This window comes from Corallococcus sp. bb12-1 (assembly GCF_026626765.1).
In the GTDB taxonomy this organism is placed as follows: domain Bacteria; phylum Myxococcota; class Myxococcia; order Myxococcales; family Myxococcaceae; genus Corallococcus; species Corallococcus terminator.
The window spans coordinates 65,049-80,352 of sequence record NZ_JAPNJZ010000007.1 but is presented as its reverse complement, the minus strand read 5'-3'; the positions used below and the strand labels follow the sequence as shown (position 1 = coordinate 80,352).

12 protein-coding genes are annotated in these 15,304 nt (G+C 70.1%); 5 read left to right on the top strand and 7 right to left on the bottom strand.

Annotated elements, in window-relative coordinates; all coding sequences use genetic code 11:
- The first annotated feature begins 1 nt into the window (after nt 1).
- Both OV208_RS11125 and OV208_RS11120 read left to right on the top strand, forming a co-directional pair.
- Complete coding sequence (locus OV208_RS11125; RefSeq protein ID WP_267573805.1) at nt 2–487, top strand: (2Fe-2S)-binding protein; 486 nt, start codon at nt 2–4, stop codon at nt 485–487.
- Between the two features lie 121 nt (nt 488–608).
- Nucleotides 609–2,888: a carboxypeptidase-like regulatory domain-containing protein gene (locus tag OV208_RS11120; protein WP_267573804.1), complete on the top strand. Its 2,280-nt coding sequence runs from the start codon at nt 609–611 to the stop codon at nt 2,886–2,888.
- A 116-nt stretch (nt 2,889–3,004) separates the two neighbouring features.
- On the opposite strand, the gene OV208_RS11115 is transcribed toward OV208_RS11120, so the two are convergent.
- From OV208_RS11115 to OV208_RS11105, 3 genes are all read right to left on the bottom strand, one after another.
- Nucleotides 3,005–3,589, bottom strand: a complete 585-nt coding sequence (locus OV208_RS11115; RefSeq protein ID WP_267573803.1) for a DUF1152 domain-containing protein — start codon at nt 3,587–3,589, stop codon at nt 3,005–3,007.
- Between the two features lie 138 nt (nt 3,590–3,727).
- Nucleotides 3,728–4,516: a trypsin-like serine peptidase gene (locus tag OV208_RS11110; RefSeq protein WP_267573802.1), complete on the bottom strand. Its 789-nt coding sequence runs from the start codon at nt 4,514–4,516 to the stop codon at nt 3,728–3,730.
- 3 nt (nt 4,517–4,519) lie between these two features.
- Nucleotides 4,520–5,290, bottom strand: coding sequence for a zinc-dependent metalloprotease (locus OV208_RS11105; RefSeq protein ID WP_267573801.1), 771 nt, complete (start codon nt 5,288–5,290; stop codon nt 4,520–4,522).
- A 373-nt stretch (nt 5,291–5,663) separates the two neighbouring features.
- Between OV208_RS11105 and OV208_RS11100 the strand changes: the two genes are divergently transcribed.
- Complete coding sequence (locus OV208_RS11100; protein ID WP_267573800.1) at nt 5,664–6,854, top strand: DUF6068 family protein; 1,191 nt, start codon at nt 5,664–5,666, stop codon at nt 6,852–6,854.
- A gap of 42 nt (nt 6,855–6,896) precedes the next feature.
- Here the strand turns inward: OV208_RS11100 and OV208_RS11095 are convergent, their stop codons facing one another.
- Complete coding sequence (locus OV208_RS11095; protein ID WP_267573799.1) at nt 6,897–9,995, bottom strand: poly(A) polymerase; 3,099 nt, start codon at nt 9,993–9,995, stop codon at nt 6,897–6,899.
- A gap of 187 nt (nt 9,996–10,182) precedes the next feature.
- Nucleotides 10,183–10,914 carry an SIR2 family NAD-dependent protein deacylase gene (locus OV208_RS11090; RefSeq protein ID WP_267573797.1) on the bottom strand — a complete coding sequence of 244 codons (732 nt, stop codon included), beginning with the start codon at nt 10,912–10,914 and terminating at the stop codon, nt 10,183–10,185.
- Between the two features lie 68 nt (nt 10,915–10,982).
- Here OV208_RS11090 and OV208_RS11085 point away from each other — a divergent pair, with 68 nt between their 5' ends.
- Nucleotides 10,983–11,477 (top strand): GAF domain-containing protein, encoded by a 495-nt coding sequence (locus tag OV208_RS11085; RefSeq protein ID WP_267573796.1) that lies wholly within the window; start codon nt 10,983–10,985, stop codon nt 11,475–11,477.
- A gap of 14 nt (nt 11,478–11,491) precedes the next feature.
- Here OV208_RS11085 and OV208_RS11080 read toward each other — a convergent pair whose 3' ends face one another.
- Nucleotides 11,492–12,409 carry a pseudouridine-5'-phosphate glycosidase gene (locus tag OV208_RS11080; RefSeq protein ID WP_267573794.1) on the bottom strand — a complete coding sequence of 306 codons (918 nt, stop codon included), beginning with the start codon at nt 12,407–12,409 and terminating at the stop codon, nt 11,492–11,494.
- Nucleotides 12,410–12,537: 128 nt separating this feature from the next.
- Here OV208_RS11080 and OV208_RS11075 point away from each other — a divergent pair, with 128 nt between their 5' ends.
- Nucleotides 12,538–13,464: a DMT family transporter gene (locus OV208_RS11075; protein WP_267573792.1), complete on the top strand. Its 927-nt coding sequence runs from the start codon at nt 12,538–12,540 to the stop codon at nt 13,462–13,464.
- An 80-nt stretch (nt 13,465–13,544) separates the two neighbouring features.
- Here the strand turns inward: OV208_RS11075 and OV208_RS11070 are convergent, their stop codons facing one another.
- Nucleotides 13,545–15,284, bottom strand: a complete 1,740-nt coding sequence (locus OV208_RS11070) for an FHA domain-containing protein (RefSeq protein ID WP_267573790.1) — start codon at nt 15,282–15,284, stop codon at nt 13,545–13,547.
- Nucleotides 15,285–15,304: the final 20 nt, after the last annotated feature.

Below are 15,304 nucleotides of genomic sequence, written 5' to 3'. Positions count from 1 at the left end.
CATGGCGGCCCATCAGTTCATCCTCAATGGACAGACAGTCACCGTGGAAGCGCCCGAGGACCTGCCCCTGCTGTGGGTGCTCCGCGACGTGCTGGGCGTCACGGGCCCCAAGTACGGCTGCGGGGTGGGCGTCTGCGGCGCCTGCACCAGCCACCTGGACGGCGAGGCCTTCCGCCCCTGCCTCCAGCCCGTGGCCAGCGTCGCGGGCCGCGAGGTGCTGACCATCGAGGGACTGGGAGGAGAAGGGCTGCATCCCGTGCAGGAGGCGTGGATCGCCGAGGACGTGGCCCAGTGCGGCTTCTGCCAACCCGGGCAGATCATGGCCGCGGTCGTGCTGCTGCGAAAGAACCCCTCTCCGTCCGACGCGGACATCGACGCCGCGATGAGCGACAACGTCTGCCGTTGCGGCACCTATGTCCGCATCCGGGCCGCCATCCAACGTGCAGCGCTGCTGCTGAGAAGCGGAGCGGGCATCCAGGGTGGATGAACCCTCGCGGCGGTGCCTCGGGTGCCAGACATCTGGCGATGCGGAGGGGCCCGGCTCGCGTATCGAGCGAGAGTGCAGGCGGCACCGTGCCCCCGGCGCGGACGACTGCTAGCATGGCCTCATGCGATGGACCGGGTTGGGACTCATGGTCGTGATGCTCGCGTGCGCGAGCGGTGGGCGTCAGGCATTGGAGTCCGCGGCGCCGCTGGAGGAAGTGGCGCTGACTGTCCGGGTCCGGAACAGGGAGGGCCATCCCGTTCCGGGGGCGACGTTGGTGGTCTGGCGTGCGGCCCCGGCGATGCCCTCCAGGTACGGGACCACGGATGCGCAAGGGACGATTCGACTGAGCCGGAAACCCGGACGGTATGTCTTTCAAGCCCAGGCGCGCGGCTTCGTGTCCAGCGCCCGCACGGAGGTGCGGCTCGCTCCGGAGTCGGAGGCAGGGTTGGACCTGACGCTGACGCCCTCGGTGCCGTTCTCGGGCCACGTGGTGGACACGAAGGGAGCCCCCGTAGAGGGCGCGAAGCTGCGCCTCATGCCCTCCAGCGATCCCGACCTCCGGCTGGACCTCGAGAGCGACGCGCAGGGCCGCTTCGTCTTTGAAGGGGTGCCCGAGGGACCGGCGGTGCTCCGTGTCGAGAAGGAAGACTGGAGCCTGACGCGCCTGGAATTCAAGGCGCCTCAACAGGACCTCGCCGTGGTGCTGAGGGGCCTTGGCTCGTTGCGGATTCAGCTCCTGGATCCAGAAGGGAAGCCGTTGCACGACGAAAGGACTCACATCATCCCCCGGGCTTCCGACTTCCATCGCGCATTGTCCCCGGAGCGGACCAGGGAGTTCCTCGTCTATCGGCACCTGTTAGCAGGGCGCTATCAGGTGCTGGCCGCCTACTCCCCTTCGGAGGAATGTGATTGGTGGCGCGTCGTGGATGTGGACGTCCTCGCGGAACAGTCCGCGGAAGTGACGGTGGGCTTCGAAGGTGTTCGTGAGGTGGGTACCTTGCAAGGTCGGGCGGTGGATCGCGACGGCAGGGCCCTGGGCGACAGCGAGGTGGCGGCCTGGTCGGGAGGTGCCCACGACGAGCCAGGCTTCTACGGAACGTGCAAGGTGCCCACGGCGCCGGACGGACGGTTCGTCCTTCCCCATGTGCTGGAGCAGCCCAGGAAGCTCTCCTTGAACGCCCAGGGCAGATGGCACTGGGAATCGGCAAGGGCCCCCTTGCCCGGGGAGGATGCGCAGGTGGTGTTCCAGCCCAGCGGCGGATCATTGGAGGGCCGGGTCCTGGGACCGGACGGACGACCCGTGGAGCGTTTCAGGCTCGACGGCTCCCCCGAGAATCATCCGCAGGGCCGCTACGCGTTCACTACGCACTTTCCCCAGACCTACCAGTGGTTCATCGACGCGGACGGCTTCGCGACCGCGCTCGTGCGCGCGGAGGGCCGACCGGACGGGGTGATCGCCATCCCGGATGTCATCCTCGACGTGGGCCGCACCGTCCAGGGCCGTGTCGTCGCCGAGGATGGCCGCACGGGCGTGCCCTCGGTGGAGGTGTTGCTATTGGATCCCTTCGAGTTGGAGACGCGCCGCTGGGAGCACACGCGGACGGCGCTCACGGATGCGGACGGACGCTACCGGTTCGAGCATGTGGCGGGGCGGCCCCAGTGGCTTCGCGTGGACGCGACGGAGCAGGGGACGGTCTTGTACGAGCTGAAGCCCGACGAAGTGTCGGTGGACCTTCGCCTCGCTCCCCTGGCGTCGCTCTCGGGCGTGGTCACGGTGGGTGCTCGGGTCCCGCTGGCGAACGTGGACCTGGACGTGCGCTGCAGGGGGAGGTTCGACGTGAGCACCTCGACGGACCCCACGGGCCGCTACTCGGTGCGCGTGCCCGGTGACCGCGAATGCTTCGTGCACCTGTCGGAGGGGGCCCACAAGGACGAGCTCCGGCCCCAGCCGCCTCCGCTGGCCTTCTCCCCCCAGCGGATCCAACTGCCTCCGCACACACGGCGGTCATTGGATTTCGAGGCAAGGCAGGGCCCGGCGGCGCTGCACTTGCGCTTCCCCGGTCCCAACGAGTTCCTTAAGGTCTTACTTCTTCCGGGCGCCCCTCCAATGCCAGGGACGACACCGGAACTGGAGTGGCTCATGCGCTCCGGGTTCATCGCGGATTGGACTCCCACCGGTGAAGTCCCGGAGGCATTCGACGTCACCTCCATCTGGTTCGGCCGGAGCGACTTCATCTACAGCGCGCTGCCCCTGGGTCGGTACACGCTCTTCTTCGTCCAGGAGATGAACCAGGCGCTGCATGTCCTGCGAGTGCCAGTGGACCTCAAGGATGCAGGGATGCGGCTGATCACCGCGGACCCTCCCGGCCAGCATGAAAGGGCGACCTTCTTTCCTCGCTGAGGCAGACGACTGCCCAATCCGACACATCCCCGGGCCATGTCGCCCCGAACGGATTTGCCCTCCGCTAGACAGGAATGTCCTCCCACGGCTTGGAAGGATGCCCGTTGCGAAAGGCTTCAATGCGGGTGCCCACCTTCCAGGAAGTGCGCGTGGCAGATGCCATGGAACGCATCCGCCCCAAATCCCAGACATAAAATCAGCTTGTCTCGCAGCGACGGCGCGTCCACCGCCGTCAGGCTCGCGATGTCCTCCTCCGGCGTGCCCAGCCCCGCTTCATCCCCGCGCGTGAGGATGTCCGTGCCGGCGTCCACGAGCACGACCGTGTCGAAGCCCAGCTCCGCCTGCAACGCCACATAGGCCGCGTGCAGCGGACCGACCCCGGTCTTGTCGAAGCAATAGACGGGAACCGACTCGCCCCGGGCCTGGAACCACCGGGCGAGCACACCCTCCGGGAAGTAGTGCTCCGGTCCCTGCGTGTCCGCACGCACCTCCACGAGCCCCGGCGCCAGGACACGCCCGTCCACGCGGTCCAGCACCGTAAAGCTCAGGTTCGCCAGCGACACCTGCTTGCCCATCGCACGCAGGCGGAAGTAGAGCGGCAGCGCGCTGTAGACATCGAAGCCGCCGCCGGCCCCCGCAAGGAGGACGTGCTCGGCCCGCTGGAGTCGTTCGAACAACGGCGAGGTCGAGAGGTCCATCATCCACGCTCCTTCCCGGAGGAGCCGGGTCGGGCATGTTCTCAGGCTGTTCGGCGGACGTCGAGCGATGGCCCTCCTGCGGCCGCCGCTGGCGAAGCGCCCACGGGGGACGGCTCCAGCATAGCAGGCCTCCCCAAAGCCTCAACGCTCGACGATGTCGGCGCTCTGCAGGTACGGGGACGCTTCGACAATCGCTTCCGTGGTCCAGCCCCGGTTGGAGCCCCGACCCCGTTCGTCGCAATCGCCGTCGGTGTGGATGCCCAGCAGGTGGCCCTGACGGTTGAGCACGCCCGCGCCGGAGCTGCCCACCAGGGTGTCCAGGTCCGAGTAATAGACAAGCTGATCACACGCATCCAGGTAGCTGCCTTCGGCGATGACCTTGGGCTTGCCCCGAGGGTGCTGGATGATGGCCAACCTCTCGGTCGCCACGGTCGACAGCAGGACCGGCGTCACGGCGGGCAGCACATCCAACTGGATGAGCGCGTAGTCGGGCGCGAGCGATTGCTCGATGACGGTGCCCTCGGTTATCAGGGTGTCTCCGTCCGCCGCGTCCTCGAAGTTGAAGACCAGCAGCGCCCGGTCGCCGAGTCCGACACAGTGCCCCGCGGTCACCACCACCGGCCCCGCGCTCGCTTCAATCAGGGTGCCGGTGCAGCGCCCATCAATCAGGACGACCGCGTCCTCGGACGCCTGGGCGACGTCCGCGAACGCCCCTTGATAGCTGTTGATGGGGGTGAAGTCCGCCGAGGGGCCGCACTGCGAGAGGCGGCGCACTTCCGGCGACTTCGTCTTCACGCAGACCGGAGCAGGATCCTCCGTGATCTCCTCTGCGGGCACCGACTTTCCACAGGCAGCAGCGCCCAGGAATACGGTGCCCGCGAGGATGGGGCCCCACAGCTTCAGGGATGGACCGTGGGGCCTTGTTGCCATGGACTAGTACAGGTAGTTCAGCGCGGTCTTGTCAGACGCGGTCCACTCGCCGGTCTCGGTCGAACGGAAGCAGGAGTTCATGATCGAACCGCCGACCGTGGCCGTGCTCGACGTGCCGGGGATGAGGATGGCGCCCACGCCCGCGGTGCCCTCGTTGGAGGCCGCGCCGCCGCAGCTGATGGCGCGGTTGTAGTAGTCCGAGTGACGGAAGCCGACCGCGTGGCCGAGCTCGTGCGTGATGACGTGCTCATTCACGTCCGCGCTGTAGCTCTGCAGACCGGTGCCGATGTTGATGGTCCCGTAGGGCCGGCCGCCCGTGGGGAAGCCCGCCGAGCCGCCAGCGCCGGACATGGTGGTCGCGGTGATGTTCGCGCTGCAACCCGTGGTCGGGCCACGCGCCATGGTGAAGCTCAGGCCGAGCTGGTTGTAGTTCTGGATGGCCGCGTCCAGGCCCGCGCTCAGGCGGCTGTAGCTGTTGAAGCCGGAGGTGGGGTTGATGCAGATCTTCGTCACGGTGGAGGCGACCAGGTTGGTCGTCCGGTACTGCTCCAGGCTCTCCTTGCCGGGCTGGAGCATCTCGCGGGACGCCTCGAGCGTCACGAGGGCGTCGCGGCCCACGTAGACGGCGTCGTCGACGACCATGATGTCGGTCTCAGGGAAGCCGGCCTCGACCAGGTTGGAGATGATCTCCTGGTTCTCAAGCTGCACGTCGTTACCGCAGCCGGACAGGAACGCGCCACAGGTCGCAACGAGGACTGCCGCTTTCTTGAACATTTGTCTCTTCCTCTGATTCTGGGGGGACACGCCCGCCGCCGCCTGACCTTCCCGTCAGCCGCGGACCAGCGTGCCCAGCCACTGAGCAACTGCCGGGCCACTCGCGGCCTCAGAGGGGGATGTCACGTATTCGGAGGATTGCCTGGAGCACCGACACTCCAGGTTCCCAAACTCTAAGAGTAAAGGAACGTGACGTCCGGAGCCCTAAGCGACTGCCCTGACAACGGTTTTTCCCCCAACGGTCTGGCCCTTCTTTTTCAGGACAGTGGTGTCTTTGAATCAGTCACCGGCACTGGGGTCGCGTTCACCCATCAACACCGCCTGTCTGGGTGGAGGTTGGGCGTGAATCCACTCCTGGTGTATCCCGTCGCACATGCCTATGCGCCAAGCCTCCCTTCCCTTCGCCGCGCTGTTGGGCGCGGCCCTGTCCTTCCTGCCGGGCTGTGAGAGCACGAAGTCCAGCAGCGGCCCCTCTCCTTCCGACGCCCAGGTCCAGAAGTCCTCGCCCGCGCAGGACGCGGACGCCTGGAAGCGCGCCCGGGTGGGCGACGGCGTCACCTACGCCTTCTCCGCGACCCAGGGCCCCAGTCCCCGCGAAAGCGGCGGCACCGCGCGCACCCTGACGGGCCAGGTGACGTTGGAGGTGGTGGCCGTGCAGCAACCGTGGGTCTGGGTGCGCCTGGCGTTCACCGACGCGGCCGGCAAGCCGCTGGCCCAGGCGCGGCTGGCGCAGGAACTGCTCGTCCCCGTGCGCTCGGACACGACGCGCCCGCTCGACGTGCCCCACGGGGGCGAGGCCACCGCCGAGCGTGCCTCCAGCGCGGGCCGTGACTGGGAGGCCCTTCGCTACGTCAGCGACCAGCGCCCGGTGGACGGCCCCCTGCGCACGCGCGTGTATGCCAATACGCCAGGCCCGCTCTACCTCTCCCACGGCCTGCTGGACGCGAGCACCGAGTCCGCCGGCTTCCACACCCCGGGCGGCATCAAGCTGACGCTGCGCGAGTTCCGCGAGGGCTCGGCGGACGCCAATGCTCCCGTGCCCGCGCTGGAGCGGCCCCTGGGTCCGGGCGCGTACTACGAGCGGAAGGTGGACGTGGGCCCCGCCCCCAGCGTGCAGCGGGTGTGCTTCACCGCCGAGCGCGGCTACCTCCTGCGCACCGAAGGCCCCATCGACGACGCCAACGCCGCCCCCTGCTCCGACTTCACCCAGGCGGAGCCGGAGCCCCTCGAGGAGGTGCTGCTGGGCCTGCCCTGGGAGGCATTGAACCCGGAGGAGGCGCCCGCCGCTGGCGCGTCTGTCACCCGTGGCACCTTCACCGCGGAGGGCCACACGGTGCCCGCGCTCACCGAACAGAGCAGCGAGAACGTCGAGGGCGTCCAGCGCGTCTTCTTCCAGGTCACCGCGGCCGAGCCGTGGGCCCCGGGACTCGCGGGCCTGCCCCTCGAAGCGCGCTTCCAGCCGCTCTCCAGCAACACCGAGCGCGTGGTCGGCGGTGGCAAGCGTGAGTCCGAGGGCGGCACGCAGCTCGTGCGGTGGGGCTCGTGGCTGGGGGGCTCGAAGTAACGCAAGCCCTCGCGGAAAGTCGCGCGCCGTCCCTGCGAGGCTTTACGGAGTGGATGCGTCGGAAGGGCTTCGGTCATTCCCACGCATCCATTCCACGCGAAGCGCTGTTCCTTCGGGGCGGTGCGTCCATTCCTGGAATGACAGACGAAACGCCTCCACGGCTTCGAACAGCGGGCCGTGGGGCTGCCAGGACAAGGCCGCCGCCTCGCGCGCCTCCAGGCCGATGAGCAGGCTTCCACTGGCGTTCGGTGCCTGGAGGGGACGCACGGCGAGGCGCCGGTCTCCTTCCAAGCGATACACCAGGGCCGTGAGGTGACCCAGGAGCCAACCCGCGACGACCTCCCGGGCCTCTGGGGTGGGGCCATCGACGGACAATCGCAGTCGGGTCGGCAGGTCGTGGTTCGCATCCACGGGGTGGAACAGCGCCGCCCAGGCTTCGGGCGTGCGCGAGGCGCGAGCACGGGCCACGAGCTCGCCGGCACGCAGCAGCTCCTCTTGCAGGACGCGGAACGTGGAGCGCGACACATTGCGCGCGGTGTTTCGCGCCGGGAGCGCGGGGGCGATGACAGGCAGGAGGTCGCGCTTGCCTTCAGGACGGTAGCGAGCCGTTTCGGGCGTGAGCGTCACCGGCTGCGGCCAGGGCCAGGAGGCGAAGGACCTGAAGAAGTGCGCGAGCAGTGATGCATCGGACGTCATGACGTCGGGGGCCGCGCGCGTACAAGCCCAGGCCGCGAGCAGCGTCCATGACAGCCCACCGAGATAGCCCAGTGCGTGCGAGTAGAGGCCCCGGGCCCGGGCCCACGCTTTGACCGCGAGCAGCAGGGCGTGGAACCGCTCGGTCCGTCCGCCTTCACGGGCAATGACCTCCAGGAGCCCCAGCGTGTCCGCCAGTCCCAGGACGGAGCGAAGGCCCGCGGGGTCGAGCTGGGAGCCATGCCGTTCGAGCAGGATGAGCGGGTCTTCTTCGGGGGGCGAGCCCTCCGGACGGCTCGCATAGGCCAGATCGAAGCTCACGCCCCCCAGGGACACCTTCACCAGGGGGATGGCGGCATCCGCCACGTAGCGAGCAGAGCTGGCTGAAGAGGCGGCCAGTTCCTGGAGGAGAGAGCGCGCGAAGTCCTCGCGGGAGAGGTTCGCCGGGCCGATGGCGACCGCGTCCACGTCGCTACCCGCGCCATCCGTGCCCAGCAGGTACGAGCCATACGGATGCAGCGAGGTTCCCACCCGCTCGCAGTGCTTGCGCAGTTGCTCCACCGCCGCGGTCCTGGCGGCGCGCCCCTCGCGCGAGCTGCCCGCGCCCAGGGAGGCCAGCACCTCCCGCAGCGGGGTGTCTTCGTGCTCCGGGGCGGCTTCGCGTGCGCGTGGCGTGGAGCCCGGCAGAGGAATGCGTCGGAGGACCTCGAAGGGTGTGTCGCCCTTCCTCCGGATGAGACAGAGCTCGCCCACCGCGAACTTCAACGGCCGCCAGCTCCGCTGCCACCCGGCGAGTGTGCGGGCGGGGTCCTCATCCGGCGAAAGCGCGAGCTGGCCCACCGAGAGGTGCGGCGTGAAACCGCCATGGGCGGAAGCTGAGCATTCAGGCAGGGCCGCCACGAGCTTCGCGTGCAGGGCCGCCAGCGCGTCCGCGGGCTGGGCGTCGGGACGGAGCCATGCCGTCGCGTTGGCTCGGTGCTCGAAGAGGCCGAACGCGGAGAGCGTCACGTCGAAGGGTTCGATTCCCTGGAGGGCATCCGCGAGGAGCGCCTCCACCGTCTCGAAGTCCTCCTCCGGGACGAAGGGATAGAGCAGCGTGATGTGGGGCATCCACCGCTGGAACTTCGAGTCGTGCTTCTTGCGCAGCGCCTGGATGGGAGCCCAGACGTCCTCGGGAGGGATGAGCACCAGGGCCGTGTGGTGGACCAACGCCGCCGAGGTCGGTGAGGCAAGCGCCACCGGGGACGCCCCCGCCTCGCGGTGCAGGACGCAGCACAGCCCGAAGTGATCCGAGGCGAAGAGGGCCTTCCCCGTGGGCGCGGGCGGCCCATCCAGGGGGGCTTCCGCGAAGAGGCCGATGCTCCGGGGAGCAAGCCGCTCCGACGCGGACGCCACCAGCACCCGGTCCAGCCGTCGCAGCCGCCCCGACACGGTGGTGAGCGCCGCCAGCGAGTTCAACTGGGGGTTGAACGTCTCCCCCGCTTCCGAAGGCCTCAGCGCGGTCCACGCATCCACGAAGCCCGCACGGGCGAAGACGTCCACTTCGGGCTCCCCGTCGCCGAAGTTGAAGTCACCGGCCAGCACCAGGTCTGGAGCCTCGGTATCGCCCGTGGCACCGAGCGCGCGGGCCCATTCGAGGAGGGCCTGGACCTGCACGGCGCGCGCGGAGGCTCCGGCGGCGTCACGGTTGCTGGTCAGGTGCGGTGTGGCCACCCACAGCGGGCCACCGGACAGCCGCAGCTCGGCGGCGATGATCCGTTTGTCCCGGGAGAAGACGCGCTGCCACACGGAGGCAAGTGGCAGGCGGGACAGGAGCACCTGACCATAGGTCTCCACGGTGTTCGCGCCGGGGCCGTCCGACAGCCAGTAGCGCTCGCGCACCCAGGGCTCCGCGAGCAGGGCCCGGAGGAAGGGCGCGGTGACCTCCTGCAAGGCGATGAGGTCCGCGTCCGTCTCTCGAAGCAGGGCGAGCGCCGCCGGGGTCCTGCGCTCGGTCGCCAGCAGCTCCGCGTCGTACAGGTCGAAGAGGACGTTGAAGGTGGCGACGGTGAGCGACGCCGGCGTGGGGAGCGTGTGGCCCAGGTCGCGGGGAGCCTCCGCCCAGGAGCCCGAGCGCGCGTCGTACCGGTACGCTGGCAGCGGCGTGAAGCCGGGAACCGAGACGGGGCGGTGCGGTGCGGCCGCCTCGGCGCTCCCGGTGTTGTTCGTGCTCAGGAGATCGAGGCGCTCCTTGCGATCCCACACCACCTGATGGCCGCGTTTGAAGTACCAGACGCGGTGCCACGGAATCTCCCCGTCGGGGACGAACGCCTCGAAGGGCATCTCCTCCAGCGCGCCCGGTCCCCGGTGCGCGTCGTAGCCGACGACGAACTCACGGGCGTCGAGCCGGGGATCCCACCGGATGCGGTGATACAGCTCGCGGCTGGTCGTGAAACGTTCCTGGGACATGGCGAGGCTCCGTGGGCGGAGGGGACCTGGATGCAACGCCGGTGTCCCCGGAGAAGCAATGCCGCGCACGCCACGACGGGCCGCGCACACGCCCGCCCCCTGACGCGACGGTCGGGGCCGGGCTGACAGTCAGTCGTCCGCCTGCGCACGTCCAGCCCGCGAATCGAGCCGGAGACCGCCACCGTCGTCAGACGAGCTTCGCGAGCGTGGGCAGCACCTGGCCACTGAGGCCCTGGACGAAGTGCTGGAAGCGCTCCGTGTTGGCGGCGGACTCGTAGTTGACCAGCCACGTCTCTCCGCCCGCGGTGCGCACCTCGTCCACGAGGCCCGCGGCCGGCCACACCGCGCCGGACGTGCCCGCGGCCAGGAACACCAACCGCGTGCCGTCCTTGCGCGAGACGAACTCGCCGATGCGCTCCAGATCGGCGGAGGCCAGCATCTCCCCGAACCAGACGATGTCGGGCCGGAGCCGACCGCCGCAACTGTCGCACTTCGGCACCGTACCGGACGGGTGCACGGAGGTGTCGTCGAAGGGCTCCCGCCGGCAGTCCGCGCACTTCGTGCGGAAGAGGTTGCCGTGCATGTCCACCACGCGCTGGCTGCCCGCGCGGGTGTGCAGGCCGTCCACGTTCTGGGTGGTCAGGAGGAAGCGATCGCCCAGGTGGGCCTCCCACCGCACCAGTGCGTCATGGCCGGGGTTGGGCTTCACGTCGGCCGCGCCCGTCCGGCGCTGCGAATAGAAGCGCCACACCAGGGCAGGGTCCGCCTGGAAGCCCTGGGGGGAGGCGACGGCCTCCACGGGGTGGTTCTCCCACAGGCCGTTCATGCCTCGGAAGGTGGGCACCCCACTCTCCGCCGACACTCCGGCACCGGTGAGCACGAGCAGACGGGTTCGTGAATCCAGGACGAGCTGTTCCACACGGCCTCCTGTGCCAGCGGGCACCAGGGTTGTTAGAAGGGGCGGCAACCCCCTCTTCGAGGCCCATCATGGCGGAAGTCACCCTGGATCTGCGCGGTCAGCCGAAGTCCGAGGCGTATGCCGAGCTGAAGTCCCATGCCCTCGCCATCCTGGAGGGGATGGACGACGACATCTGCGCGATGGCGACGATGAGCTGCCTGCTGCACCACGCCTTTGGCCACCTGTGGACGGGCTTCTACCGGGTGGTGACGCCCGGGAAGCTGCTGCGCGTGGGCCCCTACCAGGGGACGCTCGGGTGCCTGGAGATCACCTTCGGCAAGGGCGTGTGCGGCACCTCCGCCGCGAAGGGCGAGACGGTGGTGGTGGCGGACGTGCACGCCTTCCCGGGCCACATCACCTGCGACGGAAGGTCCGCGTCGGAGATCGTCGTGCCGGTGTTCGGCCGCGATCGCGAGCTGCTCGCGGTGCTCGACATCGACTCCGAGCACAAGAACACCTTCGACGACGTGGACCGCGCGGCGCTGGAGGACCTGGTGTCCTGGTTCCAGCACCGCGCGCCCTGACAGCACGTCGGGGTTCAGCGCTTCGCGATGCGCGCGTAGGCCACGGCCAGCGCCCCCGCGAAGCGCGCGTTGTTCACCAGCAGCGCCAGGTTCGTCTTGAGGCTCTTGCCGCCGGTGCGCTTCGCCATCTCGCCCAGCAGGAACGGCGTCACGGCCTTGCCCCGGACCCCCTGCCGCTCCGCGTCCGCCAGCGCTGACGCGATGTGCAGCTCCACCTCGTTGCGAGGCAGCGCGGCCTCCTCCGGAGGAGGCACGGTGTAGAGCACGCCACCCTGGCCCAGCAGCTCGAAGCGGGCGTGGGCGATGCGCGCGGCCGCCTCCGGATCATCCGCGCGGTGCTCCAGCGAGAGACCGGACTCGCGGCTGTAAAAGGACGGAAGCTCGTGCGTGCCCACGCCGATGACGGGCACGCCCGCCGTCTCCAGCAGCTCCATCGTCTTGGGCAGGTCCAACACGGACTTGGCGCCCGCGCACACCACGGCGACCGGGTAGCGCGACAGCGCGGCGATGTCCTGGGAGATGTCCCAGTGCTCCGCGGCGCCCCGGTGCACGCCACCGATGCCGCCCGTGGAGAAGACGCGGATGCCCACCGCCGCGGCCAGCTCGCAGGTGGCGCTCACGGTGGTGCCGCCGCTGGCGCGGGTGGCCACGGCCACGGCCAGGTCGCGCGAGCCCAGCTTGAGCAGCTTCTCCTTGCCCTCGGCCAGCCGCCGCATCGCGGCATCCTCCAGGCCCACCCACACCTCGCCATCCACCACGGCGATGGGCGCGGGCACGGCGCCAGCGCGGCGCACGGCCTCTTCGCACGCGCGAGCGGCCGCGAGGTTGTCGGGGTACGGCAGGCCCTGCGCGACGACACTCGTCTCCAGCGCCACCAACGGCTGCCCGGAGTCCTTCGCGCGTCGCACCTCGTCCGAAAAACGGAAGTCCATGGGCGGGCATTTACGACACGGGCAGGGCGGCCGGACAAGCACGGGCGTGGGGAAATGTCCGGGTTGCTTCCCTGCCCGCCCATCCCCGTCGTTGCATCTGGCGCAGCGCCGCCCTATGCCCCGCGGCCGTGAGTACCTCGTCCCCCGCCGTCGCAGCGCCTGCCCGCCTTCTGTCCGCATCCGACCTGGCGATGCTCGCCGTGGTGGTCGTCTGGGGCACCAACTACACGCTGGTGAAGGACGCACTGGAGGGCATGCCGCCCCGGGCCTTCATGGCGTTGCGCTTCGGGCTCGCGGCGCTCGCGATGGGGCTGGTGCTGGGAGCGGTGGAGGGCTGGAAGCCGATGCCGTGGAAGGTGTTCCTGCGGCTCACCGGCCTGGGGCTCGTGGGCAACACGCTGTACCAGTTGTGCTTCATTGAAGGCCTCGCGCGCACGACGGCGGCCAACAGCGGGATGCTCACGGCGGTGAGCCCGGTGGTGACGGCGGCGCTCGGCGCGGCGCTCGGCATCGAACGGCTCCGCCGCCCGGTCATCGCCGGGCTCTCGCTGGCGGTGGTCGGCATGCTGCTGGTGGTGGGAGCGAGGGGGCCGAACCTGGGCGCGGCGACGTGGCAAGGGGATGCCCTGATCATCGGAGCCTCCCTGTGCTGGTCCATCTACACGGTGGGGACGCGCACGGTGGGAGCGGACGTGTCCGCGCTGCGCATCACCGCCATCACCATGCTCACCGGAGCCCCAGGCGTGGTGCTGGCCGGAGCGTCACAGGTCATCGCGATGGACACGTCGCGCGTGAGCACCTCGGGGTGGATGGCGCTCGTGTATTCAGCGCTGGTGCCCCTGGTGCTCGCGTACTTCGTCTGGTTCCGCAGCGTGCAGCAGGTCGGCACCAACCGCACGACGCTCTACGGCACCGGCATCCCCGTGGTCGCGGCGCTCACCGCCTGGGCCGTGCGAGGCGAGCGCCCCACCCTCGTCCAGACGCTCGGAGCGGCGCTCATCCTCACGGGCGTGCTGATCAGCCGTCGCAAGGACACGGCCATCACGAAGGCCTGAAGCGCATCCGACCCGGGTCCCTCCAAGAGGGGCAGCATCGGGTTCCTGGATTCCGACCTGGGCGCCACAGCGCTACGGCATCACCCGCGAGGCCCGCGCTCCAGCGTGAGTTCGTACTCAAGCATCTTCCGGTCGAGCGTCGGCCGGCTGATGCCCAGCAACTCCGCCGCGCGGACCTTCTTGCCTCCCGACTCGCGCAGCGCCTCCGCGATGAGATCGCGCTCCAGCCGGGCCACCTGTTCCGGCAACGTGCGGGGAGCGTGCCCCACCGAGCCCTCACGGACTTCGGGAGGAAGCTGCGCGATGCCCACCTGCCCCGCCGCGTACACGCGCCCCAGCCGCTCCGCCACCAACTCCAGCTCGCGCACGTTCTGCGGCCACGGGTAGTCCGCCAGCAGGCGCCGCGCCTCCGGGCCCAGCACCGGCGCTTCCCGCCCGCTCTGCCGTGCCGCGCGCAGCGCGAAGAACTCGAGCAGCACCGGCACATCCCCGCGACGCTCGCGCAGCGGCGGCACCTCCAGTTCGAAGCCCGTGAGTCCCCGAGCAAGCGCCGCATCGAACTCACTGCGCGAAGCCAGCCGGGACACCGGAGCGGCACAGGTGGCCACCACCCGCACGTCCACGGGTTCCTCACCGCCCTGCCGGGCCGGAGCCGCGCGTCGGGCGAGCATCCGCGCCAGTCGCTCCGCCGCCGCGCGAGGCAACGCCTCCACATGGCGCAGCAGCAACGTGCCCGCATCCGCACGCAGCACCGCGGACGTCACCGGAGGCTGCCCGGCCGCCCCGGCACGGCCGAACAGCGCCACCTCCACCGCCTCCAGCGGCTGCCGGCACTCCACCATCACCCACGGCCCCAGCGCGCGCGGCGAACGACCATGGAGGAAGCGCGCCAGCAGCGCCTTTCCCGTCCCCGGCTCGCCATGCAACACCACGGGCGCGACACTGCTCGCGGCCCGCCGAGCCTCTTCCAACAGCCCACGAAACCCCCGCGAGGTCCCCAGCGGAGTCACCCAGGGCACGTCGGTCGCTTCCGCATCCCCGCGCGAACGCACCGCCGTGTACGCCTCGCCCCCCAGCCGGCCGAGTGAAGCAAGCAACTGCCCCTCGCCCTCGGTGAATGGCGACTCCTCGCGCTCCACGTACAGCACGCCAAAGGGCAGGCCGCCCGAAGCCACCAGCGGAGAGCACAGCGCCGTGTCCGTGCGTCCCAACTCCTTGCGCTCCAGCGCGGCCTGCACCAGCGCGCGAGGCACCTCCACGGACGCGGCGCCGGACACCGCCGCGGTGCGCAGCCCCTCCGGCCCGCTCAAGAGCGCCGCGGAGCGATCCGCGTTGAGCGCGTGCACGGTCTCCTCCGCCAGCCGCCGCAGCACCATCGCCTCGCTGGTGGCCCCCAGCAGCGCCGTCCCCGCCGAATACATCGCCGCGGCCGCGCCCACGTGCGGCAGCACCTCCTCGATGGGGACGTGCCCCGGCTCCGAGGCCGACGACACGCCGGAAGGCTCGTCGACGATGGACACCGGCGGCGGCTCGAACACCGCGATGGTGGCGCCCACGCGCATCCGGTCACCCGGCCGCAGCACCGCCTCTTCCTGGAGTGCCAGCCGCTGTCCGTTGAGGAGCGTGCCGTTGGTGGACCCCAGGTCCCGCAGCCGCACCTGTCCCGCGACGGGGTCCAGGAACAGCTGCGCGTGGCGGCGCGACACCTGGTCGTCCTCCAGCGGGATGTCGCACGACGGACTGCGCCCGAGGGTCAACTGGGAGACGACGTCGTAGCGGCGCCCCGCGAACGGGCCCGTGAGCAGCAGGAGTGCCGGCATGCGATGGGGCAAGCCTAGCA